The 23,861-nt window shown below is 54.5% G+C and carries 22 protein-coding genes; 8 read left to right on the plus strand and 14 right to left on the minus strand.

Annotation, left to right across the window (positions count from 1 at the left end; translation table 11 throughout):
- Positions 1-17: 17 nt before the first annotated feature.
- The 4 genes from ACLCGK_RS07665 to ACLCGK_RS07680 form a co-directional block, all read right to left on the minus strand.
- Positions 18-1,451 carry a hypothetical protein gene (locus ACLCGK_RS07665; RefSeq protein WP_410951711.1) on the minus strand — a complete coding sequence of 478 codons (1,434 nt, stop codon included), beginning with the start codon at positions 1,449-1,451 and terminating at the stop codon, positions 18-20.
- 3 nt (positions 1,452-1,454) lie between these two features.
- Positions 1,455-2,888, minus strand: a complete 1,434-nt coding sequence (locus ACLCGK_RS07670) for a hypothetical protein (RefSeq protein ID WP_410951712.1) — start codon at positions 2,886-2,888, stop codon at positions 1,455-1,457.
- A 2-nt stretch (positions 2,889-2,890) separates the two neighbouring features.
- Positions 2,891-4,354, minus strand: coding sequence for a hypothetical protein (locus ACLCGK_RS07675; protein WP_410951713.1), 1,464 nt, complete (start codon positions 4,352-4,354; stop codon positions 2,891-2,893).
- Positions 4,355-4,420: 66 nt separating this feature from the next.
- A complete protein-coding gene (locus tag ACLCGK_RS07680) occupies positions 4,421-5,884 on the minus strand; it encodes a hypothetical protein (protein ID WP_410951714.1) in 1,464 nt (487 codons plus the stop codon).
- A 299-nt stretch (positions 5,885-6,183) separates the two neighbouring features.
- On the opposite strand from ACLCGK_RS07680, the gene ACLCGK_RS07685 reads away from it, so the two are divergent.
- Complete coding sequence (locus ACLCGK_RS07685) at positions 6,184-7,155, plus strand: hypothetical protein (RefSeq protein WP_410951715.1); 972 nt, start codon at positions 6,184-6,186, stop codon at positions 7,153-7,155.
- Between the two features lie 42 nt (positions 7,156-7,197).
- Here the strand turns inward: ACLCGK_RS07685 and ACLCGK_RS07690 are convergent, their stop codons facing one another.
- Positions 7,198-7,689 carry a hypothetical protein gene (locus ACLCGK_RS07690; RefSeq protein WP_410951716.1) on the minus strand — a complete coding sequence of 164 codons (492 nt, stop codon included), beginning with the start codon at positions 7,687-7,689 and terminating at the stop codon, positions 7,198-7,200.
- 167 nt (positions 7,690-7,856) lie between these two features.
- On the opposite strand from ACLCGK_RS07690, the gene ACLCGK_RS07695 reads away from it, so the two are divergent.
- From ACLCGK_RS07695 to ACLCGK_RS07710, 4 genes are all read left to right on the plus strand, one after another.
- Positions 7,857-8,306 (plus strand): chemotaxis protein CheW, encoded by a 450-nt coding sequence (locus ACLCGK_RS07695; protein ID WP_410951717.1) that lies wholly within the window; start codon positions 7,857-7,859, stop codon positions 8,304-8,306.
- Positions 8,296-8,676 (plus strand): DUF2388 domain-containing protein, encoded by a 381-nt coding sequence (locus ACLCGK_RS07700; protein ID WP_410951718.1) that lies wholly within the window; start codon positions 8,296-8,298, stop codon positions 8,674-8,676. Before ACLCGK_RS07695 ends, ACLCGK_RS07700 begins: the two co-directional genes overlap by 11 nt.
- A 210-nt stretch (positions 8,677-8,886) precedes the next feature.
- Positions 8,887-10,854 (plus strand): TonB-dependent receptor plug domain-containing protein, encoded by a 1,968-nt coding sequence (locus ACLCGK_RS07705; protein WP_410951719.1) that lies wholly within the window; start codon positions 8,887-8,889, stop codon positions 10,852-10,854.
- A 341-nt stretch (positions 10,855-11,195) separates the two neighbouring features.
- Positions 11,196-11,741, plus strand: a complete 546-nt coding sequence (locus ACLCGK_RS07710; protein WP_162241122.1) for a hypothetical protein — start codon at positions 11,196-11,198, stop codon at positions 11,739-11,741.
- Positions 11,742-12,241: 500 nt separating this feature from the next.
- On the opposite strand, the gene ACLCGK_RS07715 is transcribed toward ACLCGK_RS07710, so the two are convergent.
- Both ACLCGK_RS07715 and ACLCGK_RS07720 read right to left on the minus strand, forming a co-directional pair.
- The gene (locus ACLCGK_RS07715; RefSeq protein WP_410951720.1) at positions 12,242-13,327 is read right to left on the minus strand and encodes a hypothetical protein; all 1,086 of its coding nucleotides are present in this window, start codon (positions 13,325-13,327) and stop codon (positions 12,242-12,244) included.
- A 183-nt stretch (positions 13,328-13,510) separates the two neighbouring features.
- A complete protein-coding gene (locus ACLCGK_RS07720; RefSeq protein ID WP_410951721.1) occupies positions 13,511-13,930 on the minus strand; it encodes a DUF6957 family protein in 420 nt (139 codons plus the stop codon).
- Positions 13,931-14,065: 135 nt separating this feature from the next.
- On the opposite strand from ACLCGK_RS07720, the gene ACLCGK_RS07725 reads away from it, so the two are divergent.
- Positions 14,066-14,359 carry a hypothetical protein gene (locus ACLCGK_RS07725; RefSeq protein WP_410951722.1) on the plus strand — a complete coding sequence of 98 codons (294 nt, stop codon included), beginning with the start codon at positions 14,066-14,068 and terminating at the stop codon, positions 14,357-14,359.
- Positions 14,360-14,385: 26 nt separating this feature from the next.
- Here the strand turns inward: ACLCGK_RS07725 and ACLCGK_RS07730 are convergent, their stop codons facing one another.
- Entirely contained in the window at positions 14,386-15,267 is an 882-nt protein-coding gene (locus tag ACLCGK_RS07730) for a hypothetical protein (protein ID WP_410951723.1), read from the minus strand.
- A 454-nt stretch (positions 15,268-15,721) separates the two neighbouring features.
- Entirely contained in the window at positions 15,722-16,294 is a 573-nt protein-coding gene (locus ACLCGK_RS07735) for a non-canonical purine NTP pyrophosphatase (RefSeq protein WP_410951724.1), read from the minus strand.
- Between the two features lie 270 nt (positions 16,295-16,564).
- On the opposite strand from ACLCGK_RS07735, the gene ACLCGK_RS07740 reads away from it, so the two are divergent.
- Positions 16,565-16,855 (plus strand): VWA domain-containing protein, encoded by a 291-nt coding sequence (locus ACLCGK_RS07740; RefSeq protein WP_410951725.1) that lies wholly within the window; start codon positions 16,565-16,567, stop codon positions 16,853-16,855.
- Positions 16,852-17,121, plus strand: coding sequence for a VWA domain-containing protein (locus tag ACLCGK_RS07745; protein ID WP_410951726.1), 270 nt, complete (start codon positions 16,852-16,854; stop codon positions 17,119-17,121). The genes ACLCGK_RS07740 and ACLCGK_RS07745 overlap by 4 nt, the downstream gene beginning before the upstream one ends.
- 39 nt (positions 17,122-17,160) lie before the next feature.
- Here ACLCGK_RS07745 and ACLCGK_RS07750 read toward each other — a convergent pair whose 3' ends face one another.
- The 5 genes from ACLCGK_RS07750 to ACLCGK_RS07770 all read right to left on the minus strand — a co-directional run bounded on the left by ACLCGK_RS07750 (position 17,161) and on the right by ACLCGK_RS07770 (position 23,859).
- Positions 17,161-18,534 carry a hypothetical protein gene (locus ACLCGK_RS07750; protein ID WP_410951727.1) on the minus strand — a complete coding sequence of 458 codons (1,374 nt, stop codon included), beginning with the start codon at positions 18,532-18,534 and terminating at the stop codon, positions 17,161-17,163.
- Positions 18,535-18,606: 72 nt separating this feature from the next.
- A complete protein-coding gene (locus tag ACLCGK_RS07755) occupies positions 18,607-19,977 on the minus strand; it encodes a hypothetical protein (protein ID WP_410951728.1) in 1,371 nt (456 codons plus the stop codon).
- A gap of 96 nt (positions 19,978-20,073) precedes the next feature.
- On the minus strand, positions 20,074-21,180 hold the full coding sequence (locus tag ACLCGK_RS07760) for a hypothetical protein (RefSeq protein WP_410951729.1): 1,107 nt from the start codon (positions 21,178-21,180) through the stop codon (positions 20,074-20,076).
- 207 nt (positions 21,181-21,387) lie between these two features.
- Positions 21,388-22,155: a hypothetical protein gene (locus ACLCGK_RS07765; RefSeq protein ID WP_056798303.1), complete on the minus strand. Its 768-nt coding sequence runs from the start codon at positions 22,153-22,155 to the stop codon at positions 21,388-21,390.
- Between the two features lie 108 nt (positions 22,156-22,263).
- Positions 22,264-23,859, minus strand: a complete 1,596-nt coding sequence (locus ACLCGK_RS07770) for a hypothetical protein (RefSeq protein WP_410951730.1) — start codon at positions 23,857-23,859, stop codon at positions 22,264-22,266.
- Positions 23,860-23,861: the final 2 nt, after the last annotated feature.

Consider the following 23,861-nt stretch of genomic DNA (forward strand, 5'->3'; position numbering starts at 1 on the left):
TCAATATTGATTGAAAGTCAGAGTGATAAATCCAGCTCAAGGCGCTTTCTCAATGTGCTTTCGCTCAGTTGACCCAAGGCAGACAGATCAAAGTCGGACAGCGCCAGCACAGCCTGGGCTTGCTCGGGGATGATCGTAAACACAGAGGCGTTCAACCCCCAGCGCTTCAAAAATGTATTGTTGAACTGGCGCAGCGCAGCGATTGCGGATTCGTCAATACTTGCCTTGGTTGTGGTGGGGGCAGCCGATTCGCAATGGAAATTCGTCAAGGCGCCGAGCAGCTTGGTCATGGCCGACGTGACGGTGTGGATATCCCAGACCTGTTCGGGAAGCTTCAGTTTGCTCACCAGCGACAGGCTGTTGAAGGCGTTCAGACCGATGTGGTGCGCAGGCATGTCGGCAAGCTCGGTGAGCAGGTCATGTACCACCAGGTGTGGCGTTTCGACAAACACATCCATGTGGCCTTCAGCGCAGCCAAGGAGTGTTGGGGCTAGCACTCGGGTTGGATGAATAGGGCCTTCGTCAGATTGATGTGTGGCCGCCTGCAGGACGCCGATCTTCAACAGCATGCTCGACTGGGCGTGTTTGCCTAGACTGAAGATTCCTCGCACAAAGCTCTTGCTTAGCGCAGCTTCTTCCAGGCGTGAAAAATCGATCGAGCGCATCAAGCGCAATGCAAATCCTGGATCAGCCTGTTCAATATCGACCAGCGCGGCATTGAGCAGTTGCGTACAGAGGGGTTGCCGCTCGCCTTGGGCGCTGAACGCACCCCACATCACGCCTTCCCAAAAATACGGGCGGGTGTGCAGGCCGTTGAGGTAATCGTCGTGCAACGCGCCACTTTTTCGTAAAAACGCAACAGGGTTGCCGTCCGGCAAGAGGCTTCTGTGAGTCAGCAGATAGGGCGACTCGCTCAAGGCATGCTCAAGGGCAAATTGACTGGTTTCAAGATGATTCCCATCTCGATACCTTGCCCTTTCGGCTTCAATCAGCGCGCCCAGCTCAATCTCGGGTAGACCTGCTTCCATCGCAGCGAAGACAGCATAGCCATCGATCTTCTGAAATCCGCTGGCGCGCTGCCTCAAATGCTCCGGATCGGCCAAGGCGAAGGCTTGGATGATCCGGGAGAAAAGCTCCTTTTGCCCCCAGTTTTCACCATTGGCTGTGTAGAGGTTGAAATCGTCTGCATAGGTTTGCCTGCGAAAATAGTCACCCAAGTCGAACGGGTGCTGTTTCAACACTTTCGAAGCCGTGCCCAGCTGCGCACCGCTGCACAGGGTCACGAGAAACGGCACTGCATCTCCTGGCGCGTCGATGCCCAGGGGCATGCCGTTGCGATAGATTTCCACGCAGCAATCAGCGGCAAACGGGCTTGGGAGGGCATCAAACCCCTTGGTCTTGATGTGCTGCTCTATCGATGCGCAGCCGGCTTTGTGTTCTTCAGCGCTCATCACTTACATCCCCAGATCCATTTCCAGTCGTTTGGTCATGATCGCCTCGCGATCCACCTTCAGTTTGTGCACGTCCAACCCCCAGAGCACCAAATCCTCGCGATGGTGTTCACCCAGCCTGGCGAGGGCCTGATAGTCGAGAAAGGGTTCCAGCAGCGGCATCAGTGCCCGCATCGAGGCGTTGATTTCCTCGTAGAGCGGATCAAGCTCCGCGATCACCCCCTGAGGGGCGATCTTGAAGGTTTGGAACTGCTGCAGGACGTACGTGCAATACTGCCTGGCAAGGGCTGGGCTCACCACCTGTTCTACCTTGTCCATTTTGCCCAGCAGACCCCATACCAGAAACTGACTCAATGGAAGGTTGTCAGGCGCGGCGCGCATTTGCGAATGCATCACCCGCTCATAGATTGAAGCCGGATCACTGGTGAGTGCCTGAAATAGCCTATGAAGGTGCAGGTGCCTGCCGTATACGCGTTGAACCCGCACGCTGTCCTCGATACTGAAACGAATAGAACTTCCGTTCGTAAGGCTGCCGAGCACCATGGCAGCAAAGGCTGGCTCACTCAACGTGTCGCCGAGGCCTGACAACAAGCCTTCTTCAAGCATTGCCTCATACAGGAAATTGGTGTTGTAGAGTGAGAGCGATTCCGACATGACGTAGGAATCCAGTGCCAGCAAAATGGCAGGGCGATGATCAGGCTCCCACGGCGCCTTATTCACAAAGAACAGTTTTCTGGTTGCGGTGCCTGGGTCGAGGTTTGTACACAGCAGCAGGGTCTGCCAGAAGTGGTTGTGCCCGAACCTTCCTCGAATCATGTCGCTGCTCAAGCCGCCGCTGCGCTCAATGAAGGTTTCAATGGATCTGTCGGGCAGGTGGGACATGTCCACCAGGGTTTCAGTCGTCCCGCTCATCATCTGCATTTTTTTGATGCTGGACAAGCAGGGGGGTAGGCCGGTCGGGCCAAATGAAAGTTGGTTGAGCGCTTCGGTTGCCCCGGTATGTGGTGAGTCAATGACCAGCCCCGCCGCCATAAACACCGGCGATTGCCCCATCCACAGGCTGATCTCCCTGGCAGCAGCCTCACACTCCCCGTAGGCCAGATAAAATGCCGACACCATTTTTTGCAGGAAATTGAGGTGGTCGAAGGATGCATTGGCTGTACCCGATACCCCCTGTAGCCATGGCAGCTCCTCCAACGTTGGATCAAGCCACGCTAGCTCGAAACCCAGCTCCTTGACCATCACCGCCATTTCACTGGTTTCAAAACCCAGGTGCATGGCGTTGAGGAAGGGCGCCAGGTGTTCGGGGTATTGGATATACCGCTCGCCGATCTTTATCGCCATGGGGGCGTCTGACAACCCGAGCCTTCGGATGCGGTACAGCTCATCCGTGCGTGTAGTTGCCAGCACCCGCTGGATCGCTTCAGGTCTGTTCATGGTTAGAGCCCCAGATCCATTTCCAATCGTTTGGTCGCCACCCGGCCCTCGACCAGCCCCAGCTCCTTGATGTTAAAGTCCCACAGGATCAGGTCTTCGCGCTGCTGCTCAGGCAACTCCTTGAGTGCGGTGTAATCCACCAGGTGTGCAAGTCGCTTGCCCAGCTGACGCATGGATTGGCCAATGGCGTCGTAACAAAGCTCAAGTTCCGGGGTCTGTTGGTACCCTGGATAACGTAAGGTTTGGAGCTGGGACGCCATGTGTGTGATGTAGCGCGTGGCCACGTCGGGGTCAATGACCTGACGACCCAGCTGGGCGTCTTTGAGTTTGCCCCACAACATAAAATGACCGAGAGGCGCTGCAATGGATGAGTCGTGCATCTGGGAGAGCATAATTCTTTGGTACAGGGTGCCGGGGTCTTCGAACATTTTCCTCAAGATGGCCTCAGCCTCCGGCAGGGATGTGGCAAAGGTCATGTGGTTGTTCGCCAGCAATGACTGGCCTGCCTCAATCATGTCTGTGGAGAGGAGCTCGATGACAAATGCCTCTTCCGACAGCAGGGGGCTCAACGTGGTGTGCTGCAGCTGGCAGAAGAGATGCTCATAAACCTGGAGGCCGCTGATGCCATCCAGATCGTCAAGGGTGCTGCACTCAAGGGCTAGCAGCATCTGTTTGACCTGGGCTGGTGAGTGGCCCAAATGAACTGAAAGCACATGATCGAGCATGAGGGTCTTCATTTCATCGTCAGTGCTCTGTGCAATCAGCTGCTCCCAGAAAAAGCCTGAGCCCATCCGTTTGCGCAGGACATGGTCACTGAAAGCCCCGGTGAGCTCAAAGAAATCGGTTAGTGAGCGGTTGGGCAGATGGACGGGGTGGGTGGTGTTCAAGCACACCTCGGCCACATCAATGGCAGCTGTGTCGATCAGTTCAAGGTCGAGCCCAGCGGCGACTTGCTCTGCCTGCTCATCCATCAATGCTTTTGCCGACAGTTCAGGAATCCCCAGCGACATCGCGGCAAGCATGCGCGTGCTGGTGCGGCACAGCCAGGTCTTGGTTGCCGCCAGGGCCGCGTCGGGGTCGGGGCTGGCGACGTTATAAGCCAGGGCGATCTGCTGCAAAAAGACGATGCCGTCGAAAAGGCTGGAGTCGACAACATCCGGGTCGGGGGTCTTGTACTTCCCCTGCTGGCGGCCAATAGCCCACAGATTGCCTTGATCAAATCCCCGGTCGACATCCATCAGGTTCAATTTCAAGGCGGTCATCATCGCCCCAATGGCGTGCGGCGCGTACCCCAGGTGGGCCGCAGCGAAAAGCGGCATGATGCGGTCAACCAGTTGATAGCCATTGTCTTCGCTGTCCAGGTTGACAGGGTAGAATTCATCGGTGAATTCGGTTTCACAAAGTAGTGGCAAGGCACCCAGGCCCTTGTCGCGGAGCAGCTTGTGAATTTTGGGGTAAATGATCATGTGTAATCTCGATAGCTCGCAGGTTTAGTGGCCAGGTCAAAGGCAAGTGATGGGGCATCCTGCCCATCAGAGGCCCATGTCACGTTCCAGGGATGCGCTCAAGGACTTTTCAGTGGGTTCCGGGATCAAGCTGATGTCCAGCCCCCAGCGCACCATATGGTCAGCAATGGTGTCGCTGCGCAAATCAAGCTTCGTGGCGTCCAGCGGCATGGTTTGCGAAACCTCCCTGATCCAGTGGCGCATCCCCTCATCAACCATGCTGTCCATCATGGACTTGTATTCTGGCACTTCCCCCTCCATCTGGAACGCTTCGCCCACCCTGGCGAGCTTTGTGAGATAGGCCTCGAATGATCCTTTCTTCACCAGCTGCCGAGGCAGATCCAGCTTGCGCAAAATGTAGGGTACGCTCAGGTGATGGAACCCGATGTGGTCATCCGGCATCTCCAACGTCTCATCAATGACGGACTGGAGTAATCGGCGCCCCTTGCTGACGAACAGCGCCTGCAGCTCCAGGCAATGTGGCCCGGTTGCAGGATCGCCGCAAAACAGATCCTGGGGTTTGACTGGCTGATCCGAGAAACGCAGGTAGTTGCGGGTCAGGCTCAGCCCAAATGTCACTTTGCTGGCGTATTCGCGCATCGGAGTGCCTTTGATCCACTTCAGGACATCTTCGACCATCACATGATAGTCGTGTTCCTGTTCGGTCGTGTCCATGGTGATATTCGAAAGCATCATCCTGACCTTTTCGCTGTTCAGCGAAAGGTTGAGTGGTGTGACCAAGTCGTCCAGCATTTTGCGCTGGAATCGGTATGTTTTTTTGGTTCGTGATGCCAATATCGACTCCCAGCATGAGTTCTGATACAGGGTCTTTTTTAGAACGTGAGGGTTCCAGGCGCCGGCCTTCTCCAGGAACTCTGCAATTGAGCGATTGGGTAAATGCTCCGGGTGGTCAACGAAGATTGCCAGTTCAGCAATCTGGGATTGCAGTGGGAGGTTCCAGTTGAAATCACCTGTTTTAGCCCGCTTGAATTCGGTCTCCATCAGGGCATTGGCAACTCCGGTGCTGCTGCCTGCCGCAATATAGGCCAATGCGATGCCACTGTGGTCGAAATTACCGGTGAAACTCCTTTTCGCCATCTGAGGATCGAGGATTTCAAACGCTTCAACCATTTTGGAGGCCAGCACGCGGCCATCGACTCTTTGCCCTGAAACGGACGGTATTTTTTCGTCGTTATAATCGATGTCTGAGATGTACTCGACCGGGTCGATATCAAACGTGTTGGCGATCTCGGCCAGCGATCGCGCAGAGAAATCATGCAGTACCGCGATCATGAACGGCAGGTGCCGGGTCTTCGGGTAGTAGCCCCAGGATTCCTTGTTAAAAAAGAGCTCGACGGACTCTTGATCAGTCGCAAGCATCGCATCAATCAGGGCCAGATTGGTGCAGCCAAAGGCGCTGAAGTGCTCGCTGATGCGAGCCGACAACCTGGCGCTTGTTTGGGTGTAGTCTTCCGCTTCTTCGTTGGTCATTGGATCGGTCTCATGGTGAGTGCTTGCCAGGTGGGGCACAGCCCGAGAAGACGATCAGTCCCGGTCAGGAGGTGTTGGCGCACGGCAAAGGTCTATAGCTTGAGCATAACGTTGGCATGGTCGTCCTGAAAACGATTTTCTGTCCTGTTTGTCCACAAACCTGTGCGCCAATCCCTGTTTCCGATAGGGGGGCTGCAACCAACGGCGTGGGGGTTGGATTGACATCGAGCGATTTATGCGTATATTGGTGCGGGGTGAAGAATCCCTCATCAACACTCCTTCACCCTTGGAGACTCCTTATGCACCTGCACCGAACCCTGGGCGCGACTCTGATGCTCGCCGGCACCCTTGCGATGGGCCACGCATTCGCTGATCAGCCTGCCGTTGCGGATGCTGGTGCGGTTCAAAAGGAGCCAGCCAAGGGGCAGGAGGGCAATGACGCTGATACCCAGGATGAGAAGGGGCGGTACGCTGAAGCCTTGTTCAGGCTGATCGAGAACACCCAGAGCGCGATTCATGACGCCATGGCCCCGGTCGAAACCGAGTTAGCCGACACGGTAGAGCAGGCCAGTAAAAATTTGTTGGCGGAACAGGACATCTACAAGGCGCTGTTGAAGATGGCCATCTACCGGGACAAGCTCAATGAGGGGGATTCAAATCCCGAGCGCGCCAGCAGGGCGGCCATGGGTAGTCTGCAATCGTTGCTGCGGCAAGCCCCTGGGGTGATGGACAACGAAGCCCTGATCAACCGGGCCAAGCTGATTGCCCAAGTGGCGACGTACTATGGCAAGCACGACCCGTCCATGTGCCGGTACTTGCCGCAGGACTACTCCACCTTGCTGGTGATCGATGCCCCCTGGCTGACCGATGTGGACGAAGACCTGGTCACCCAGGCCATTGCGGATGAGACCAAGGCGGTCAAGACCATTCTTTCCGGCGTCCCCCCGCTGGTGATCAATGATGTGGACGTACAAAAAGTCTTTTCAAAATTCGCAGGTGAATGGCTTGGCTCGCTGGATCAGGACAGCGTACGCAAGGTTGCCGAAGCTCGCGCACAAGGCAACTATTGTCCACTGTGGGCAACCATGCTGACCGACATCTCGCGGATGTCGGAGCCGTACCCAAGCTCCATTCAAAAGATCCTGCTGCCCATGCTTACCATGCCGACGCGTGGCTGGCTGGATGTTGGCTTGTGGGCCTATCGACCAGGTGGCGCTCCTTCGCCTGACGCTGCTGACTCAGCGGGCGAAGAGCCGAGTGAAGGTAATTGAGCCCTGGACTTCACAAAAAGCCCCGCCTCGGCGGGGTTTTTCTTACCTGGACAATTCACGGTCATGGAGGGGCTCCGCAGGCGCCAGCGTGCGCTTGACCGCATCACCAAAGCCAATGGCAGGCAAGTTCATCGGCGTGCGCAGTACACGCTCGGCCAGACTTTCTGGCCTCACTATCACAGGGACAGACATGGTGCGTCCTTGCAGGGCTTCCAAGGGGCCAGGCGCCGCGACGGGCAGATCCGCCATGAGATCGTAATCATCCGGGATATGACCGAGCGGCGTCGGCGCTGGCCGCACTGCAGGGGCTTGCATGGGGGTTGAGAGCAGAACATCCGCTGTGGTTGGTGCAGGCTTGCCGACCTCGGGCAACTTCATGGTCGCACCTCTCAAAACGCCGCCAGGATTGCTGCGGGCCGGGGTGCCCAGATCCACATCAGCAGGAATGTAAGGGCGGGATTGCTGTGCCATTGCTTCTGATACGGGACGGGCATTCGCGAGAATTTGATCAATGAACGACGGGGTGGTGCTCATGAGGCGGATCTCCTTTTTGTTATTAATCCAATTTACCATATACCTCACTGAGAAAGTCACCTGGCGCTGGGTAATTTCGTCGGTGGGTTACGTAGCCGAAGTCACCAGGGTTTGCATTCGTTCCCTTTAATGATATATTGATTGCACATTTTTAAGGGGCTGCCCCCATGTCAGAAGACATCCTCATTTTCGGCCTTGGTGGAAGGGAACGGTATGCGCTTGCTGTCTCGCAGATTCGTGAGATTGTGAAGCTGGGGGCGCTCAATCAGGTGCCAGGGGCTTCCGAGCACATGCTCGGGTTGGCCAGGGTGCGCGATCAATACATCCCAGTCATAGATACCAAGGCCATTCTGTTCCGGCAGCCGCGTGGCGCTCAGCCTGATCTGGCAGTAGTGCTGGATGAGCGCGAGCCGATCGCGCTCGCGGTACTGGAGGTAAGTCAGGTGATGAAGGCCACTCGACCACTGGATAGCCAGGCCTCCTCCCACGGCAGTTTCGTTGAAGGTATCATCCAGGATGAGCACGGGCTCATTCAAAAATTGTCTGCAGCCGACATCCTGGCCGTCTTTCGCTGCAACGCCACTGCGCCAGCCGGGGGTGTCCAGCATGCTGCGTAGAACCCTGCGGATCAGCGGCAAAGGGTTTGCCGTGCTCAGCCTCTGGTTCACCGCCCATTGCCATGCGGAGGTCGACGCGGCAGCGGCGATGCTGCCCAGCTTGATGTCGAGCATCCCCACGGGCATCACGGTGATCGGGTTTATTGGGAGCACTGATGCGTCGGGATCAAGCTCTCATCGATCGTCCATGAAAGTGGCGATGCGTGATGATGCGGCATTCTATGTGGCCACGCAGGGGGCTGAGGAAAGACCTGCTTTGGAGCAGGCCTTTGATCGGTACCGCCACCAGTACCCCTCCGGAAGCATGGCCAAGCTTGAGATCGCCGTGGCGATCCTTGCCAATGATCCCTGGGTCGAGTCACTTTATTGACAATATTGGCACCTTGATCCTCCACTTGTCGCCGTAAACGTCAAAAGATAAGCGTTGCAATAATCGGCAAACATGATTTGGCGAAATTGTGTCTCATTCTGCCCTGCTTGGCTCGGCTGGAGGTGCTTTCGCATATGACTGTTATTGACATGCGGTCTTCGTTGTAGTCTCATAGCCTCCGCACTGGGCGTACGCCCTGATATGGAGCAAATGAAGACGATGTCGAGCCTTACTATCACCACCTTAAAAGCTGCAGTGCTCCTCGCCTGCGTTACACAAATTGGCGTGGCGTATGGTGATGCCGACTCCTTCAGCCCAGGCCTCACCCTGGCCGACGTAAGCCTTCCTGCCAACCCCAAGAAATCAGCAACGTCGGTAACCGTCATCGACAAGAAGATGATCGAGGCCAGCGGGGCGCGTTCGCTCGGGGACATCCTTCGCATTGTTCCAGGGGTGACGGTCGGTTACCGCTTCGGACACTCGCTCTCGATTGGTACGCAAGGTGGGGCCGAAGAATTTGGCCGGCGCATAAATATGATCGTCGACGGGCGCGGAATTTTTACCCCAACGACAGGTACCCTTGTATCGTTCAACATTGTCCCGCTCAAGGATATAGAACGTATCGAAGTGTATAGAGGGCCAGCGCATAGCGAGTTTGGCTCCAACTCCATGTTGCTGACAATCAAGATTTTTACAGCATATGCAGAAGAGCGTCAGGGTACAACAATAAGCCAGGCCAACGGTACCAACGGCATTGATGACACTTACATTCAGCATGGCACACAGCTTGGTGATGTCTTCGTTTCTGGCTCTTATAGTCGCACGAATGATGAGGGGCTTGTTCATCGAGCAGACGACACCCACAAGCAACAGATTTTTGGTCGGGCGGATTATCAGCCGACCGAAGAAGACCAGATTTCCGCAACGTTTGGCGCGGCCCAATCGGACATTGATGTGTGGACGTCATCCAACCTGAACAGTGATGACCATGGGGCTTCAGACTCCACGTGGTTTGTGAGCACCTCCTGGACTCACATGATTGATAACAGCACGTATTTTACCAGTAATTTTTCCCACACCTACCTGCATCGCAAGTCAGATTATTTGACCGCTCCAGTCAGCCCAGCCATTGGCCGGCTTTTTTGGAACATCGGTTATGATTTGACTTCGACCGCTGGTGAATTCACCCTGACGAAAAACTTCGACTTTGTTGAACTGTCAGGCGGCTATAAATATTCGCATGATCAGGCCAATAGCGACACGCTTTTTAAAGACGACAGCTACAACTTGGATTACAACACAGTCTTTACCAGTCAGGCCTGGAAACTGACAGATAAAACCACCCTGAATACAGGGTTTGAGGGTGAGGCATCAAGCGAATTTGACAGTAGGACTTCTTCGCTATCTGTTTCGTTGGTGCATGATCTGGACATTAACAATACGTTCAGAGTGGGTTTTTCAAAAGGCACTCGTCTGCCTTTGCTGTACGAGCAGGAATCTGCACGTAAGGCATACTTGTTTGATCAGGGGATGGTTCCAGTATATGACGTTTATAACACGGTTGATCTTGAACCAGAAAAAATGCGGACGTACGAATTGGCCTGGATGTACTCAAGTCTTGACAAGACAGTGAATTCAGAAATTCGTTACTATGTCAACAAGTACGATAACATGATTGGCTATGTGGTTGCCCCCAACCCAGGGATTTTCAGTCAAACCGGGAAAACCGTGGCGACCGCTCAAAACCTGAAGGACTCCAGCACTGTTCGAGGGGTTGAGGCAAGCATTGACTGGCGACCAACGTCAGCGATACTGTTGGCTGCTAGCGGCTCGTATACCGATGTGGACAGCCACGTTGATCCCACTACGTATACCAGCAACATCGGGGAGTCGAGCCCGACCACGGTGTTTACGCTGATGGGGCAGTATTCATTCGCCAATGACTGGAGAGTAGGCGGCATGTACAACAGGGTGCAGGGCTTTGCCTGGTCAAATGGCTGGATGCTGGATACTCAACACAATCTGGACATGTTTGTTGAAAAATGTTTTGGCTCTATTGGGGCGACAAAGGTGTGCACTAAACTTTCAGGGAGCAACTTGCTTGGCGGACAGTCGAATTTCCGGCCTGAAGCCTACTCTCCGAAAGCGTATTGGATGGAAGCTTCCGTGAGCTTCTGATTATTGAGAGAGTATGTATGGCATGCATATGTCGTTATAGTACTTTCTTTTTATTTTGTCTTTTCTCCGTACTGGTATACGGTTATCCAGTGCAGGGTGTGGATGAGAGAAAGCAAGTAACGCTTGCGTTTTTGTCAGACGCCCCGGAAATAGCGCTAATCCGGGATGGTTTGGCGTCAAATCCTGGTCTTGAAGTGAATGTGACTTCAGTCCTGGACAAGTCGTTGTGCGTCCGCGATTCGGAGTTGGTTGTGTGGGGATCAGACGCTGGGAGCAAGATTGCAAGCCAGTGTCCGAATAAGAAATTGGTTGTCATATCGTCACGGTACATGGTCAGCCTCATGAAAAACATGTACAGCCCTGACACTTGGGGGTACTACATGGATCAACCAGTCGCGCTACAAGTCAAACATGCTGATTTGAATATGCCGAGCATTCGAACACTTGGCATTCTTTACAATAAAAATGATATCGAGCTTCCTGAAATAAAAAAGATTATGGCCACTCCCCATAGGATGGAGATCAAGATGATTGAGATTCAGGACAATCAGGTGGTGGCCCAAGTGATGCGTGATTTGTACCAAAGTGTCGATGCAGTTTTAATTACTGGAAATAAGCAAATTTGGTCTCTCCAGGATTTTAAAACTTACCTCGTGCTGGGGATGCGGCAAAATAAGATAATGATCGGTGGCTATAACTATCTGTACACAAATCGAGGCTCAATTAGTTCCGTTCATACCGATTTCACCGCATTAGGGGCGAAGATAGGTGCGCAAATTATCGACGGCTCCGGGAAAGGCTTCAATTTTTTTGAAAAGTATAAGATTGTAACCAATGAGCTTCTTGCCGCCAGGTATGGAATTTACATTGGCTCGAAGAAAGAATGACTTAGTGGGCGATGCGTCCGCTTGTTAAACCCGTTAATACACCCCCCTCCTGCATGTCGTCTTGTTTAGCGAGGCCCGATGCCTACACAGGTCTTAAGCTTTCCTGCACAGGCTTGGGCTACACGCTACCTTGAAGATCTGGTTGCAACCGAGAAGTGACCGCTTTTCGGGCAAAGCGCCAAGAAGATGTCGTTTCCTGCACCTGCTTTCTTCATTGTGGGTGCCCATGACCTGTAATGCCAAAATTGAGCAAAACCAAGGCTATCGGCCAGCGGGTGATCGACTTGAGGGAAAATTGTAAAAAAACCTCAGTATCCGAGGCATGACCTGAGCTTGGCCCCGACCCGACAGGGAAGGACACTTGCTCCTCGCTAATGGATAGCGGCAATTCGGCTTTGTGCATCAGACTGTGCCGCATCAACGCGTGGCAAGGGCGTAGGCGCTCACGCCAGGCACCCGAGCGCTACGGCCCAGGCAAATCCTTGAGCAGCGTATTCCCCTTAGAGACCGATCTCATGCTCAAGGTGTAACGCCTGGAGTGACTCAGGAGCATGGTTTAGTAGGTCGTGGACAGGGATTCGGCTGTGCATGGATGCAAAATTCAGGTCTTTGACGGTCTTCAGTCGCGGGCCAATCTCTGCCGGTGTAAGGATCTGGCGGCGGTACAGCGTTGTCAGTACAGCCTTGCTGGCCATTGGACTTGCGGTAGCGAAATCCATGAGCAGATTCGCACCTTTCTGATCAGGCCTGAGGGGGTATACGTCACCGCAAAGTGCCATCAAGGCGGCACGGATTTCTTCAACCTGCTCCAAGGGGGCGTCCGAGACAAAGACCCTCGCCAGCTTGCTCAAGGTTTCTTCATTATCCTGCAGGGCCAGCTGCGAGTATGGGTTTTCCTCGCGTAGATAGCGGGCTAGCTTGGCCAGATACAACGTGTCGAACTCAGGTTGGTTGACCAGCAGGTAAACGAACTGCGGATTGACCACGGCGTTGGCAATCTGGGCGTCGAGCACCTGGCGAGCGCGCTCCCGGATAACCAGGTTATCCAGCCCTACGGCATTAAGTATGCTGCTCATCGCTTCAATACTGGACATGCCCTGAGCACAAGCGCTCGGGTCTAGAGGGGAAAATGAGAGGAAATTGTCTGCAATCCATGTGCGGCTATCAGGGGCAAGCCTGAATAGATTGCCGTACAGCGTCGCAGTGAAAAATTCAAGTGTCGGTTTGTCGGGATTCTGCTCCCGGAATGATCGCACATGATGATGAAGCTGCTCCCCAAATTTGCGTTCAAAGGCGTGAGGAGTTTCTGGGAAATAGGCGTGAAACGCTGAATAGACGGCCTGGTTCAACAGCACGATCGAGGGTGACTCCGGCAATCTCTTCAGCAGGTGCAACACGGCCTTTGCCAAGATCAGGCTTGGGCTCCCAAGGAATGCAATTGCGAGCTCAACAGGCTTGTTTGCCTTGACGATGTAATCGAGGGCAGTATCAAATTCGCAGGTAAGAATCTCACCCAGATCCGGTAGAAAATGTGCCTCCAGAGCCTCATCGAAGCGTTCTGGGAAGTGATGGCCTGTTGTAGTCATGCCTGCAATTCCATTGGGTTAGGAGGCGAGAGAAGGCTGTAATTGAGCAACATTGGCACTGACTTTCACACCTCCGCTCGCCAGTGGGTGGTGTGGGTGCTAAGCTGTTTTCGAGAGCTTCGTCCCGGACATCCGCACTGAAGCTAGATGCTCTCAACCGCATCGCGTGTATATGAAGCCTGCTTACTGAATGGACATGATGATGTCGGTACGTACCGACTTGGCAATACCAGGCCCTTGCAGCAGGTAGATGGTGTTGCGGCTTTCAAACAGGCAGCCTTCGGTAAAGCTGACCATGGGCGTGCTGCGCACCCAGCCGCCAACAAAATACGGGCGTCGCTGATCACTGACCACCTTGCTCGAATAGATCATAACCGGCTCGATGCCTGCGGCTAAACAGGCCGCACGGTCTGCTTCAGAGATCTCAAGCTCGGCATAGATCCAGTCCGATACCACGCACACAGATTTGTGTGGAAATCGCTGGTTAGCCAGCACGACCATTTCTTGGACACGATCGGGCGTACACCCTGTCATGCTCCTGGTACCACCGCCATACAGAAAGTCAGAGATCTGTTGCAGTGTGTCTGCATTGGGTGTGCTCATGTGGAATCCCTCGGTAATTTCTAAGGCCATCATACCGCATGAGCGTTCGGCATAAACCAGCCAATTCTCTTTTTGCGTATATTGGTTTCTCAGGGTATGCTTCTTCTAGGCTTATCTCATCACGAGGCTCACATTGTGAACAAAAATTACAATGACGTACCCAGCCACACCCATTGGCACAGTCGCCGCAACCGCTACCAGTACCTGATGAACCTGCGGTTCCAGGCTCCCCTGAGCGTCTTGGATGAAGCGGAGTTACAAGCCCTGCATCATCAGCTTCATAATGAGAGCACGGCCATGCTCAGCGGCTTCATAGCGCTGGCGGGCATCAGTTTGATTGGTGGAACTCCACTCCAGGCGGTGCTTGTCGGGGGCGCTGTCGCGTTGGTGAGCTGGGCGTTGAACCGTAAGCCTTGTTCGCTCACCTAGTCACATCGATTAGGGGGCGACGAAATCTACCGTGACATCCTCGCATATTCCAGGGCGCGCTGGGCCTCCAAGTGAATCTTGTGAATGGCGTAGGCTGCCGGAAGCCCTCTCAAATGCCAGCGGTAGGCAGACTGCCGGTCTTTGATGTCTTTGAATGTCCGCTCGATCAGGTTCAAGCTCTCGGGATCACTCACATGAGATCGAAGTTCAGGTTCCTTCATTGTTGACCAGGCGTCCCGACCCACCTTGAGCCGGCACAGGGCATCCTCGGCATTGGCGAGGGGCATATGGAGGATCCAAGCAATCTGCTTTTCCAATTCCGTTGCCGAAATGGCCACGGGCACACGCTTGATCGCCGGGGTCTGAATGACGGTTGAGGCACTTGCACAGCCCAGGTAGCGGTAGTGGGACTTCGTCAGGGTGTTGGTTAGGTGGCACTCCAGGAAGTCGATCAGGCGTTGATTGTAGGTATGCGCATGCCCGTACTCCGCGTAGACCCTGAGGCGATGTTGCCCGCCCCCGTGGCGTACCGACAACCAATCGGCCTTCTTGGCAGCTTTTTCCAGATTGGCGGGCAAGCCATCGGGGAAATTGAGAATCGTGCAACGCTCCTCATGCACGGGCACCTGATCCAGGTTGCCGCTGATTTCGACGAAACAGGGCCTGTCCAGCTGCTCAAGCAGCACCTGAAGTGCATCAGACACCGGATATGCAGTGTCCTTAACCTTCAGCGATTCGCGGAACTCCGGAGAGTGCTTGGCAGCGTAGAGGATTTTCGCTATTCGTGCGTCGGTACAGCTGTGTTTGGCAATCCAGGTCTCCAGCTCAAGGCCATCCGCGTTGATGGAGAGAATCACGATCGAGGCATCGGCGGTCTGAGAACGCCCTTCGGAAATGGACACATGCATGATCACACCATCAGTACATTCTATCCTGCTGGTGCGGGACTGGCTCTTTGTGCCCATCGAAGTTTCCTCGGGATCTGCTAAAGGTCTAGTGCTTTATTGTAAGCATTCTCTCCGAGGAAATTCCATATCACCGTCAGCACCAGTGGTTGCCAGTGCCTGTTCGGAGTACAGGTTATGGAAAAATTGAAGTTTTCAGTCCAGTAGCATCGACTCCTGGTAGGATTCCTCGTCGATGTCCCTGTCATGCTTGAACGTGAGGCCATGCTGTTGGGCCAGCTGCTGGCCGTGAGTTGTTGCTGTCTTCGCGTCGCCCCAATTTTTTCTTGAGGCCAGCAGGTAGACATGAAGCTCATGGGATTCTGAGTTCTAGAGCTTCAGCACCTTGATGGAATCTTCATCGACAACGTGGATCAAGCAGTAGGTTGGCGGGTTGCAACCGTCTTGATCCATGGCCTCACGTGTTCTGATAGGCGCCTGTCCAAGCTGGCAGTGCGCTCTGGTCGATTGAAATGTGGTGTTGATCAGCAAGCAGTGCCTTGAAAGCGCGGGCGCGGGCAGAGTACTGATCCTTGAGCCCTCTGATTTCCAGCCTGGCCAAGCTCTGTCCCACCCCAAGCACGTTGAAGATGGGGTCATAGCCGCTGCCGGCAACATCCCAGGGGCGCAGACGGCCCTCCAGGGTGCCTAGGAATACCTTGACCAGGCCATCGCGCAGATAGGCCAGCCTGACCTCCCAGACAAGCTTGCAGGGCTCATGTTGAGCGCGCTGCGTCAGCTCTTCCAGACGCCACTTGATGTCGATCAGCGGCTCGCCATCCACCACCAGGATTGAATCCTCTACGATCAGGCCTTCGCCTGCTTCAAGCGCCTTGTAGAGCGCGATCTGATCCGGGGTGCCGAGGATTTCAGGTAAATCGGTGCCTGGCTGAACTTCAATCGTGTTGCCGCTGAGCCTTCGGTACTCGTTGATTTTTGTCTTGTTGGAGCTGACGATCTTCAGGCCCTCAAGACGATTTACAGGGGACATAGCAAACCTCCAGTAACGATGACCCAATCTACCTTAAATTGAAAGTCACGGGAAGCTTGCAATTTATAGTTAAAGGATCGAATGAGCAATTCCTGCTTAACAGGCTTGTGCCGCTTTACCGGTATTTGGTTGCCAACGTTAAAATGAGAGAGATCTTCATGAAACCTGAGATGAATATGATTACCTTAGCCAAGCGAATCGACCTGTCGAAAACCAGGCAGCGAGCCTGTTGATATCCCAAGGTGTGGCCCTAAAAGTGCTCGGGTAGTGATGGCCCTTGCCGCATCAAAATCCATGTACCCCCATAGGGACGGGAAGATTCAGCGTCTGCTTGAGCGCCTCATGGGGTTTGCCATGGCGATGGATACTGACAGCGCGTTCGATCTCTACCTCTTTGGCAATGATGAGGTGAAGCTGCAACCCCTGACTTGGGCAACAATTGGCGGTTACGTGCAACGGGAGATCATCGGCACCCATAAAATCAATCAGTCCACTGTTATGCACCCGCCATTGAGGCGATTCACCATGCATTTTTTGGCACCAAAATCCCGGTACTGGTGATTTTCATCACCGATGGCGACGCCACGGACAAGCAGCTCACCCAGGCCTGGATTACCCAGGTGTGCAGGCAACCCTATTTTTGGGCTTTCGCCGGGATTGGTCACGAGTCCTTCGCCTTCCTGAAGAAGCTCGACGACCTACCGAATCGCCCGGTTGATAACGCCGGGTTCTTCAAGGCCAGGGATCTGGAGCAGATCAGTGACAGTGAGTTTTTTGGCAGGGTCTTGGCGGAATATCCTCAGTGGCTGGCCAAACGTAGACAGTGAGGGTGTCGTTGCCCTCAGGTGGCGCAGAGGGGTGCATGCTCACAATCCAAGATCAGCCTCCAGGCTGTGGGTGTGCATCCATTCGACGGACTCCCAGAGCGTTCTGGGCAGGTGATCAATATCCAGGATCTGGCGTTGCAGGGTGAACAGCTCATTGGGGTGGTTGTCCAGGCGCTTGAGGCAGTGACTCATCGCCCAAATGGATCTTTCCTCTACAATTGCCTTTCCTGCCGAGTCGAGGCTCTCATAACTGTAAAAGACGTTGATCAAGCCCTCGACCAGTGCGTTTCGCCACGGTCTCGACATCACATCCAGAAGCTCGACGAAGCGGTCGAAGGCAAACCCAACTTTGCCAAGCAGCTGCTTTTGTTGCGCCTCTTCCATATCGCCATACACCGAGAAGGCATGGCCGAGCCCTTCCATGATTGCGCTGGGGGTCAAGCGCGAGCTGTCGATGCACAAGAGGGTGCAAAATTGGGCCTCCGAGACAAGCGGGCTTTCAAGGGCGAAATTCACCTGCGCCGTGGCCATTGGCTGCTGGGTACCAAGCGCCGTCACTAGTTTTTGCAGCATGACTTCGCCATGACCCAGTTGTGCCAGGCGACTCATATGACGATCGTCGTTCGAATCGAATGCCAGGTAAAAGGCGGCCATGGTGGAGGCCTCCTGCTCGAACCCACTGCGCGCAAAAAGCTCCAGCGCCTCAAAGGAGAACAGGTTGGCCTGGCCGGAGTTCCTGGCCTTTTCTGCGCGCACGGCTTGATCCTTCAGGGCCGGAAGCTCGCGGATCAGAAATTGACCCAAAGCACCCGCATCGAGCAGACTCCCCGGTAAGCCAACCTCCGAAAAATAATCGGAAACCAGGTAGGGTACATTGAAATAGTCCGAGGCGCCCGAGCGAAGGCCCAGCAGCTTGAACTCCAGCAGCATTGTGAACGCCAGATTGTCCGGGATGAGGTGTAGGCGCGTTGCCAGCTCATCAACTTCCCGCTGACGCACCAGGCCGTTACGAAGCATGGCGTGCAAGGCAGAGGGAACCGTGTCATGAGCACGCTCAATCAGCTCCCCGAGCTGACTCATGCGTGGCGACACGTAATGAAACAGCGCCTCAAATACATCGCTGGACACGCTACCCAGCTGGATGTTTATCAACGTTCGCTCAAAGGGCAGGGTTTTACTGATTTCGACCAGGTGATCGGTCATTTTTGCAAACAAACCGTGCTGGGTTCCGAATGCTGTAAATGTCGCCAGCATGTTGCCGGCGTCATGAATCAGCGACACATCGTTGGTTATCAGGCCGCGTTCGAACAAGACTTGAATGCGGTTGGACAGCACACCCAGCTGATCCAAAGGTTCGAGCATGCTGCTCATCTGGAGCCATTGATTGGCAGGTGCCGGGCTTTCTGGGTTCATCGGTTCGATATCCGGGGACTGGACAAATGGACGGTTAGGGTTGCCTCACCTGTAACGTGTGGGGCGCAGGCATCAGAGGCCAAGGTCGAGCTCAAGTTTTTGCGTTTGCATCCATTCTACGGACGACCACACGGTTTTAGGCAGATACGGCAGGGTGATGATTTCGTGTTGCAGTTTTCCTTTGAGCTGGGGATTACTGTCCATGGTCAGCATGCAATGGTTGATCGCCCAGAGGGTTTGCTGATCAAGCATGGACTGTCCTGTGGCATCGAGATGGCTGTATTGGCGATACACCCTATTCAATCCACGAGCAAGTTCAGTTGAGATGCCCTGGGAGTAGCTCCCAATCAGCTCCACAAAGCGTTGTATAGTCAAACTGCTTTTTTCGAGGAGCTGCCCTCGACAAACGTCATCCATTTCGTCATAGACCGACAGGGCGCTTCCCAGTGCTGTCATCATTCCGTTGGCCTCCAGGCGCGAATCCCCCACGTTCAGGAGCGCGCAAAATTGCGCGGTGGAGATAAGCGGGCTTTCGAGGCAAAAATTCAGATGACCCGTGCTGACGCGCTTCAAGGTGCCCAGAATCTCAAGGGTTCGCTCCGCCACAATGTCAGCAGGAACAAGCTTGGCCAACCGACTTCTGCTTCGACCCTCGCTCATTTCATAGTTCAGGTAGAAAACTGCCATTCTTGCAACTTCTGCCGTAAAGCCGCTGGCAGCAAGCATCTCAAAACTGCTCAGGGAAAACAGATGAGCTAAATTGCCGCTAGCCAATGCTTCTTCTTGCTCAACGCACTCGACCAGTGTTGGCAGCTCTTGCCTCAGGAACTCACCGATCGCTCCTGCGCCTCGCAGGGTTGCGGGTAAACCGGTATCAGAGAGGTAGTCGGAAACTAATCTGGGCACATTGAAATTTTCTTCGTCACCCCTGCAGTAGCGATCAAGTTTGTGCTTCATGAGCACCGCCAGCGCTCTGGAGTCAGGCAAGGGGTAGACCTCCTGAATCAAGTCATCGATTGCGTGATCTTCGACCAGCCCGGTTCTAATAAAGGCTTCGAACGCCATTGGCACCGCATCCGGGGCGCTATCAATAGCCTTGATAATTACATTGAGGGGTGGTGCAACGTATTCAAAAAGGGCGCACAGGCTTTCACTGGAGGTGAGTCCTTTTTGAATGGATTCCAGGGTACGTCCGTAGGGGATCGTATCGTTGATTTTAACCAGCTCTGCCGCCATCAGGGCATATAGGCGTTGCTGGCTGCCGTAGGTGCTGAAGGCCTCCAGCAGCTTGCCAGCGTCATGAATCAGGGCAGCGTTACCGCTATTGAGGCCGCTCCCGATCAGATCCAGGATGCACCGGGATTGTCTGTGCAGTTCCAGGTGCGGTGGCATTGGAACGCGGGCAGCCGACGCGGCAGGGGGTGGTGAGCAGTCAGGCTTCATGCGAGGATGTCCACGAACGGCAATATAGAGGTTAGTTATCAATTCCATGATGCCGGAAGGACAGGTGCCGACGCAACCAAGGCGGCTCCCCGAGCCCTATGCCTTTTGGTGCGCCCTCTGCCATTCGAGATACCGGGAAAAGTCTGGTACGCCCTCGACCGAAACGACTCGGCTTAGAATTTCTCGTAACTCTGCCCCGTGGAGGCGGTTCTTCTCAACCAGCTTGGCGGCGATCTCTTCGAGAATTGGTTTGTTTGCCTCCAGGATTCGCCGGGCCTGGTCTTGGTGTTTTTTCCTCACCTCGTTCAGGGTCAGGCGATTGAGTTCGATTTCTGCCAATCCTGTTGGTGATGTGAAATACACATCGTCAGGGTCAGTGGCCATGAACTGAGGTGCCCGCGCCAGCCAATTTCTAAAATCCGCTGCACCTCCGGAGCCATAGCCTCCCAGCATCAGTCGCTCAGCCTCGACGCCTGCCAGCATCCCGATCATACGCATCTGCATGTATTCACGCATCAGGACATTGTGGGGCCAGCCATTGTGTCGGCAGTACCCGAAACTGCCTCTGTCAGGCCCTTGGGCCAACACGACCTCGGCACTGTCATCCAGGAAAGGATCAAGCGCCATAACCACGGCATGACCCGCTTCATGAATCGAAATGCTGCGTTTGTCGAACCAGGTGAACCGGGTGGCTTTGCTCATGTAACCCTGGGCTTCCCACTCCTTGGCCCAGAGGCCGAACAGGCGATCAATGAGGTTTTGTAGAGGGTGTTTCATGAGGCTCAAGAAGCCCCACAAGGCCACGGCAAGTAGAGCCATGGACGTGAGCGTTACGCGATGTTCATTCAGGAGAACTAGGAGCTCGGCCATTTTCAATTCCAGCTCAGGATAGACAAGGTTGAGCGCGCTCAAGAAACACAGTGCCAGGAGATTCAATCCAAGCTTCTTCAGGTGGGAGGGAACGCAGATATCGATGATCATCACGGATCCAATGCCAACTACCCCCAATGCCACAGCAGTATTTTCTGCGACAAATCTCAGGGGATTGTCGAGTGCCAGCCAGACCAATGGTGCGGCATAGCAGAGCAGAAAGGGTAGAAAAGTGAGGCTGCTGGCAATGGCACCCACCCTGTGCCACTGCGTGGGCGGGAAGTCAGTTTCCATTTTTCGATGGGTGAGCCAATTGTGCAAGCGAGGGATCATGATCAATTCTTTTTATTATTTAAAAAGCAATTGAATCATACACGAGCGGATCGAGGCAATTTTCATTAAAACCGAAGCGTGCCGCGTTTGTGGGCGCCTGAGCTGAGCCTGAGGCTCTCATCGTCATGGAGTGTGTGGGGGCATTTGCAGGCGGGGCTGCAGGGAGGCAGATCGACCCCCTGTGCAGGGGTCGATTGGTGAGGACGATCAGTAAAGAAGGCCGTCACTGTCCATGGCGCGCACCGCCGCTTTCTTGACCTCTGGTTCTGGGAAGGGGTCGAAGCTTTCCAATGGCTTGAAGCCCATCATCGCCACCACGAAGGGTTTACCATCCTTGACCATTACATCCCCCACCATTGAGGAGCGCGGACGTTCTGTGATCGCAATGACATGCTTGTGCGCTGTCCAGGCATCTTCGATGTTTTGCGTGGACTCAAACGCCGCCTCCAGGTTTGTCGCCTCAGCCCCTTCCGGGAAAATGACGACCGCAGCGCGCTCGAACAGCCCCTTGTCAGTCAACTGCTTGATGATGGCATCGTTTGGCGAAATGGTGGCCTGGACATACAGATTGGGGTGGAATTCGATCAGGTCACGGGTGTGGTAGTACACCTCGATGACGTTGGATCCCGACTGAGCCAACTCACCCACGGGGGCATTTTGAAATGCCTTGCTGGTGCTTTGAACTTCCTTGAGGAACAAAAGCTCGGATTCGCCGGTTTCTGCCTGCTGCAGGATGGAGTCCCTGCGGACTTGGGCGCCTTTGTCCTTGAGCAGATGGTCGATGAACAGCGCCGCTGAAGCCTCTGCGCCAGCCAATGGTACTTCGAACTTGGGAGCCACGTACACCGTGTTCACGCCGGGAAAGACGAGCTGGTGATTGATGTCCGACAATGAGGTCATGACGGTGTTGATCTTGGCCTTCCCGGAGTCAACCAAGGCTTCGAGAATTTCGGTAAGTTGGGCCGGCGTTTTCATGTTTTGCTCCTGGATTCTTTTTTCTAGGTTAGTCGATGAGCGAACCCTGGCGCAATCAACCCCAAGGAGGTCGCCCTGTTCGGGCGAGCGAAGCGCTGCCCGGCTTGCTCAAAGACCCAGATCTATCTCCAGGGCACTGGCGGCATAATGTTTAAGCTGCGGGTGGGCGAGGAATTTCTCCCGGCTAACCCCCAGCTTCAAGGCCATTTCTGCCCTGCGTGGAGTGGTGATGATAGTCGTCGGGTCGAATTGGTCACTGTCTATCAGGAAGCGGAGTGCCGCGCCGTGGCACAGCATCGATTCCTCTGCGGTATCGATCTCAAAATCAAAAAACACGGTGGCGGCACGCTCGATCATTTCTGTTTGCTGGAGCCGCAAAGCCAGTGCCATCGCCCGTTCGCAATGTTGCGGTTCAACCTCTCGGGTACCCGCAGGAGCTAGCTTATTCTTCACCTTATGGGGCGTGCGACAAAAGCCATCCCCCATACCCATCGGCTCGGTGCGCAAATAGCCCATGGTTTCAAATTGTTCAGCAGCGTCCAGGTGACAGGTCACTGCATCCAGCGCCTGGGTACGCACAATGTCGTGGTACCCATAGCCTACGAAGGCCGTGCGCATGTTCTCGACCAGTGAAAGCACCTCAGAGGGGCTAATTGTGCTGTTGTTGAGATGGCTATAAAGGCACACTTTGAGAAAATACTGGGCTTGCTCGTTATTTTGCCCACCAGCGCGCAATGCTTGAACGAAAGCGTCAGGCTGATCAATCAAGGTTTCCAGGATTCGTGCCGCCCCCTTGATAGAGCCTGCTATCAGTGCTGTCGCCGCCAAGGTTACTGCCTGTTCTTCGTCAAACTGGAGGTCTCGGATACTGTGGGTTTTCATTTCGACCCACTCCCAGTCGAACGCTTCGGGATCCTCTTGTGCAGGCATGCCGGCAAAGGCGATGGACATCGACAGAAAGTAGTTATGCAGCGCTTCTAGTGTTGGTGCGAACTCATGTTGGCTTGGGCATTGAATCAAGGAGTGATAGAAGGCAGTCCTGGCATTGAACACCCGAGGGGCGGTGGGTTGCTGCAACTCGTCAAGCCACCAGCCTCTGCATCGCGCCATGAGCTTTGACGTAGCCAAGTAGGTCGCGTTGGCAGGCGTTGCATTGATGAGGTGGTAGAGCCTTGCCTCATGGCTTGCGAAGGTCTTTGAACCTACTTGAATGGCGTTTTCCTCAGGGAAAAGGAACGTTTCCATGGCTTGATCAAGATGTCGAATCTCATCCTTGAAGTGTCGAAAGGCTGTGTGCTTATCCTCATCATGTTCAGGCAGTTGCAATCTCGGGGACGGTACCATGCTGCCCGTAATCGATGGGTTGGTGTTTTCAAAAAATGCAATCGGCTCCAGCCCGCATTTTGAGAGACCTTCCCAAAGGCGCATTTGCTCCACAGGCGTTTCATGGAGATACGGATCGAGGGTATCGCGCAGATCCTTGGCCAGATGATTCCAGAAAGAGTCCCTGCTCAGGTTCGAAGGATGCAGGGCCACATCGATCAGTTCGCGCAGCGGCTTGCGCTGTGCAGAACTCATGGAGAAGGGCGGCGCTGCGAGCACCCTGCGCACTGCTTGATCAATCAGGATCTGATAATCAGCGACGACGCGATATTTGGGTTTTTGCGTTGCCCTGCGATCCCCAGGGTGGATTGAGAGTGTCATGT

Source organism: Pseudomonas sp. S1(2024) (assembly GCF_046557535.1).

Excerpts from the sequence above, each read along its gene's own strand:
- ACLCGK_RS07670 (WP_410951712.1), bottom strand. The coding sequence starts at position 2,888 with ATGAACAGACCTGAAGCGATCCAGCGGGTGCTGGCAACTACACGCACG.
- ACLCGK_RS07740 (WP_410951725.1), top strand. The coding sequence starts at position 16,565 with ATGGCCCTTGCCGCATCAAAATCCATGTACCCCCATAGGGACGGGAAG.
- ACLCGK_RS07680 (WP_410951714.1), bottom strand. The coding sequence starts at position 5,884 with ATGACCAACGAAGAAGCGGAAGACTACACCCAAACAAGCGCCAGGTTG.
- ACLCGK_RS07675 (WP_410951713.1), bottom strand. The coding sequence starts at position 4,354 with ATGATCATTTACCCCAAAATTCACAAGCTGCTCCGCGACAAGGGCCTG.
- ACLCGK_RS07700 (WP_410951718.1), top strand. The coding sequence starts at position 8,296 with ATGCTGCGTAGAACCCTGCGGATCAGCGGCAAAGGGTTTGCCGTGCTC.
- ACLCGK_RS07665 (WP_410951711.1), bottom strand. The coding sequence starts at position 1,451 with ATGAGCGCTGAAGAACACAAAGCCGGCTGCGCATCGATAGAGCAGCAC.
- ACLCGK_RS07760 (WP_410951729.1), bottom strand. The coding sequence starts at position 21,180 with ATGATCCCTCGCTTGCACAATTGGCTCACCCATCGAAAAATGGAAACT.
- ACLCGK_RS07705 (WP_410951719.1), top strand. The coding sequence starts at position 8,887 with ATGAAGACGATGTCGAGCCTTACTATCACCACCTTAAAAGCTGCAGTG.
- ACLCGK_RS07770 (WP_410951730.1), bottom strand. The coding sequence starts at position 23,859 with ATGACACTCTCAATCCACCCTGGGGATCGCAGGGCAACGCAAAAACCC.
- ACLCGK_RS07755 (WP_410951728.1), bottom strand. The coding sequence starts at position 19,977 with ATGAAGCCTGACTGCTCACCACCCCCTGCCGCGTCGGCTGCCCGCGTT.
- ACLCGK_RS07710 (WP_162241122.1), top strand. The coding sequence starts at position 11,196 with ATGAAAAACATGTACAGCCCTGACACTTGGGGGTACTACATGGATCAA.
- ACLCGK_RS07715 (WP_410951720.1), bottom strand. The coding sequence starts at position 13,327 with ATGACTACAACAGGCCATCACTTCCCAGAACGCTTCGATGAGGCTCTG.
- ACLCGK_RS07695 (WP_410951717.1), top strand. The coding sequence starts at position 7,857 with ATGTCAGAAGACATCCTCATTTTCGGCCTTGGTGGAAGGGAACGGTAT.
- ACLCGK_RS07690 (WP_410951716.1), bottom strand. The coding sequence starts at position 7,689 with ATGAGCACCACCCCGTCGTTCATTGATCAAATTCTCGCGAATGCCCGT.
- ACLCGK_RS07735 (WP_410951724.1), bottom strand. The coding sequence starts at position 16,294 with ATGTCCCCTGTAAATCGTCTTGAGGGCCTGAAGATCGTCAGCTCCAAC.
- ACLCGK_RS07720 (WP_410951721.1), bottom strand. The coding sequence starts at position 13,930 with ATGAGCACACCCAATGCAGACACACTGCAACAGATCTCTGACTTTCTG.
- ACLCGK_RS07730 (WP_410951723.1), bottom strand. The coding sequence starts at position 15,267 with ATGCATGTGTCCATTTCCGAAGGGCGTTCTCAGACCGCCGATGCCTCG.
- ACLCGK_RS07765 (WP_056798303.1), bottom strand. The coding sequence starts at position 22,155 with ATGAAAACGCCGGCCCAACTTACCGAAATTCTCGAAGCCTTGGTTGAC.
- ACLCGK_RS07685 (WP_410951715.1), top strand. The coding sequence starts at position 6,184 with ATGCACCTGCACCGAACCCTGGGCGCGACTCTGATGCTCGCCGGCACC.
- ACLCGK_RS07750 (WP_410951727.1), bottom strand. The coding sequence starts at position 18,534 with ATGAACCCAGAAAGCCCGGCACCTGCCAATCAATGGCTCCAGATGAGC.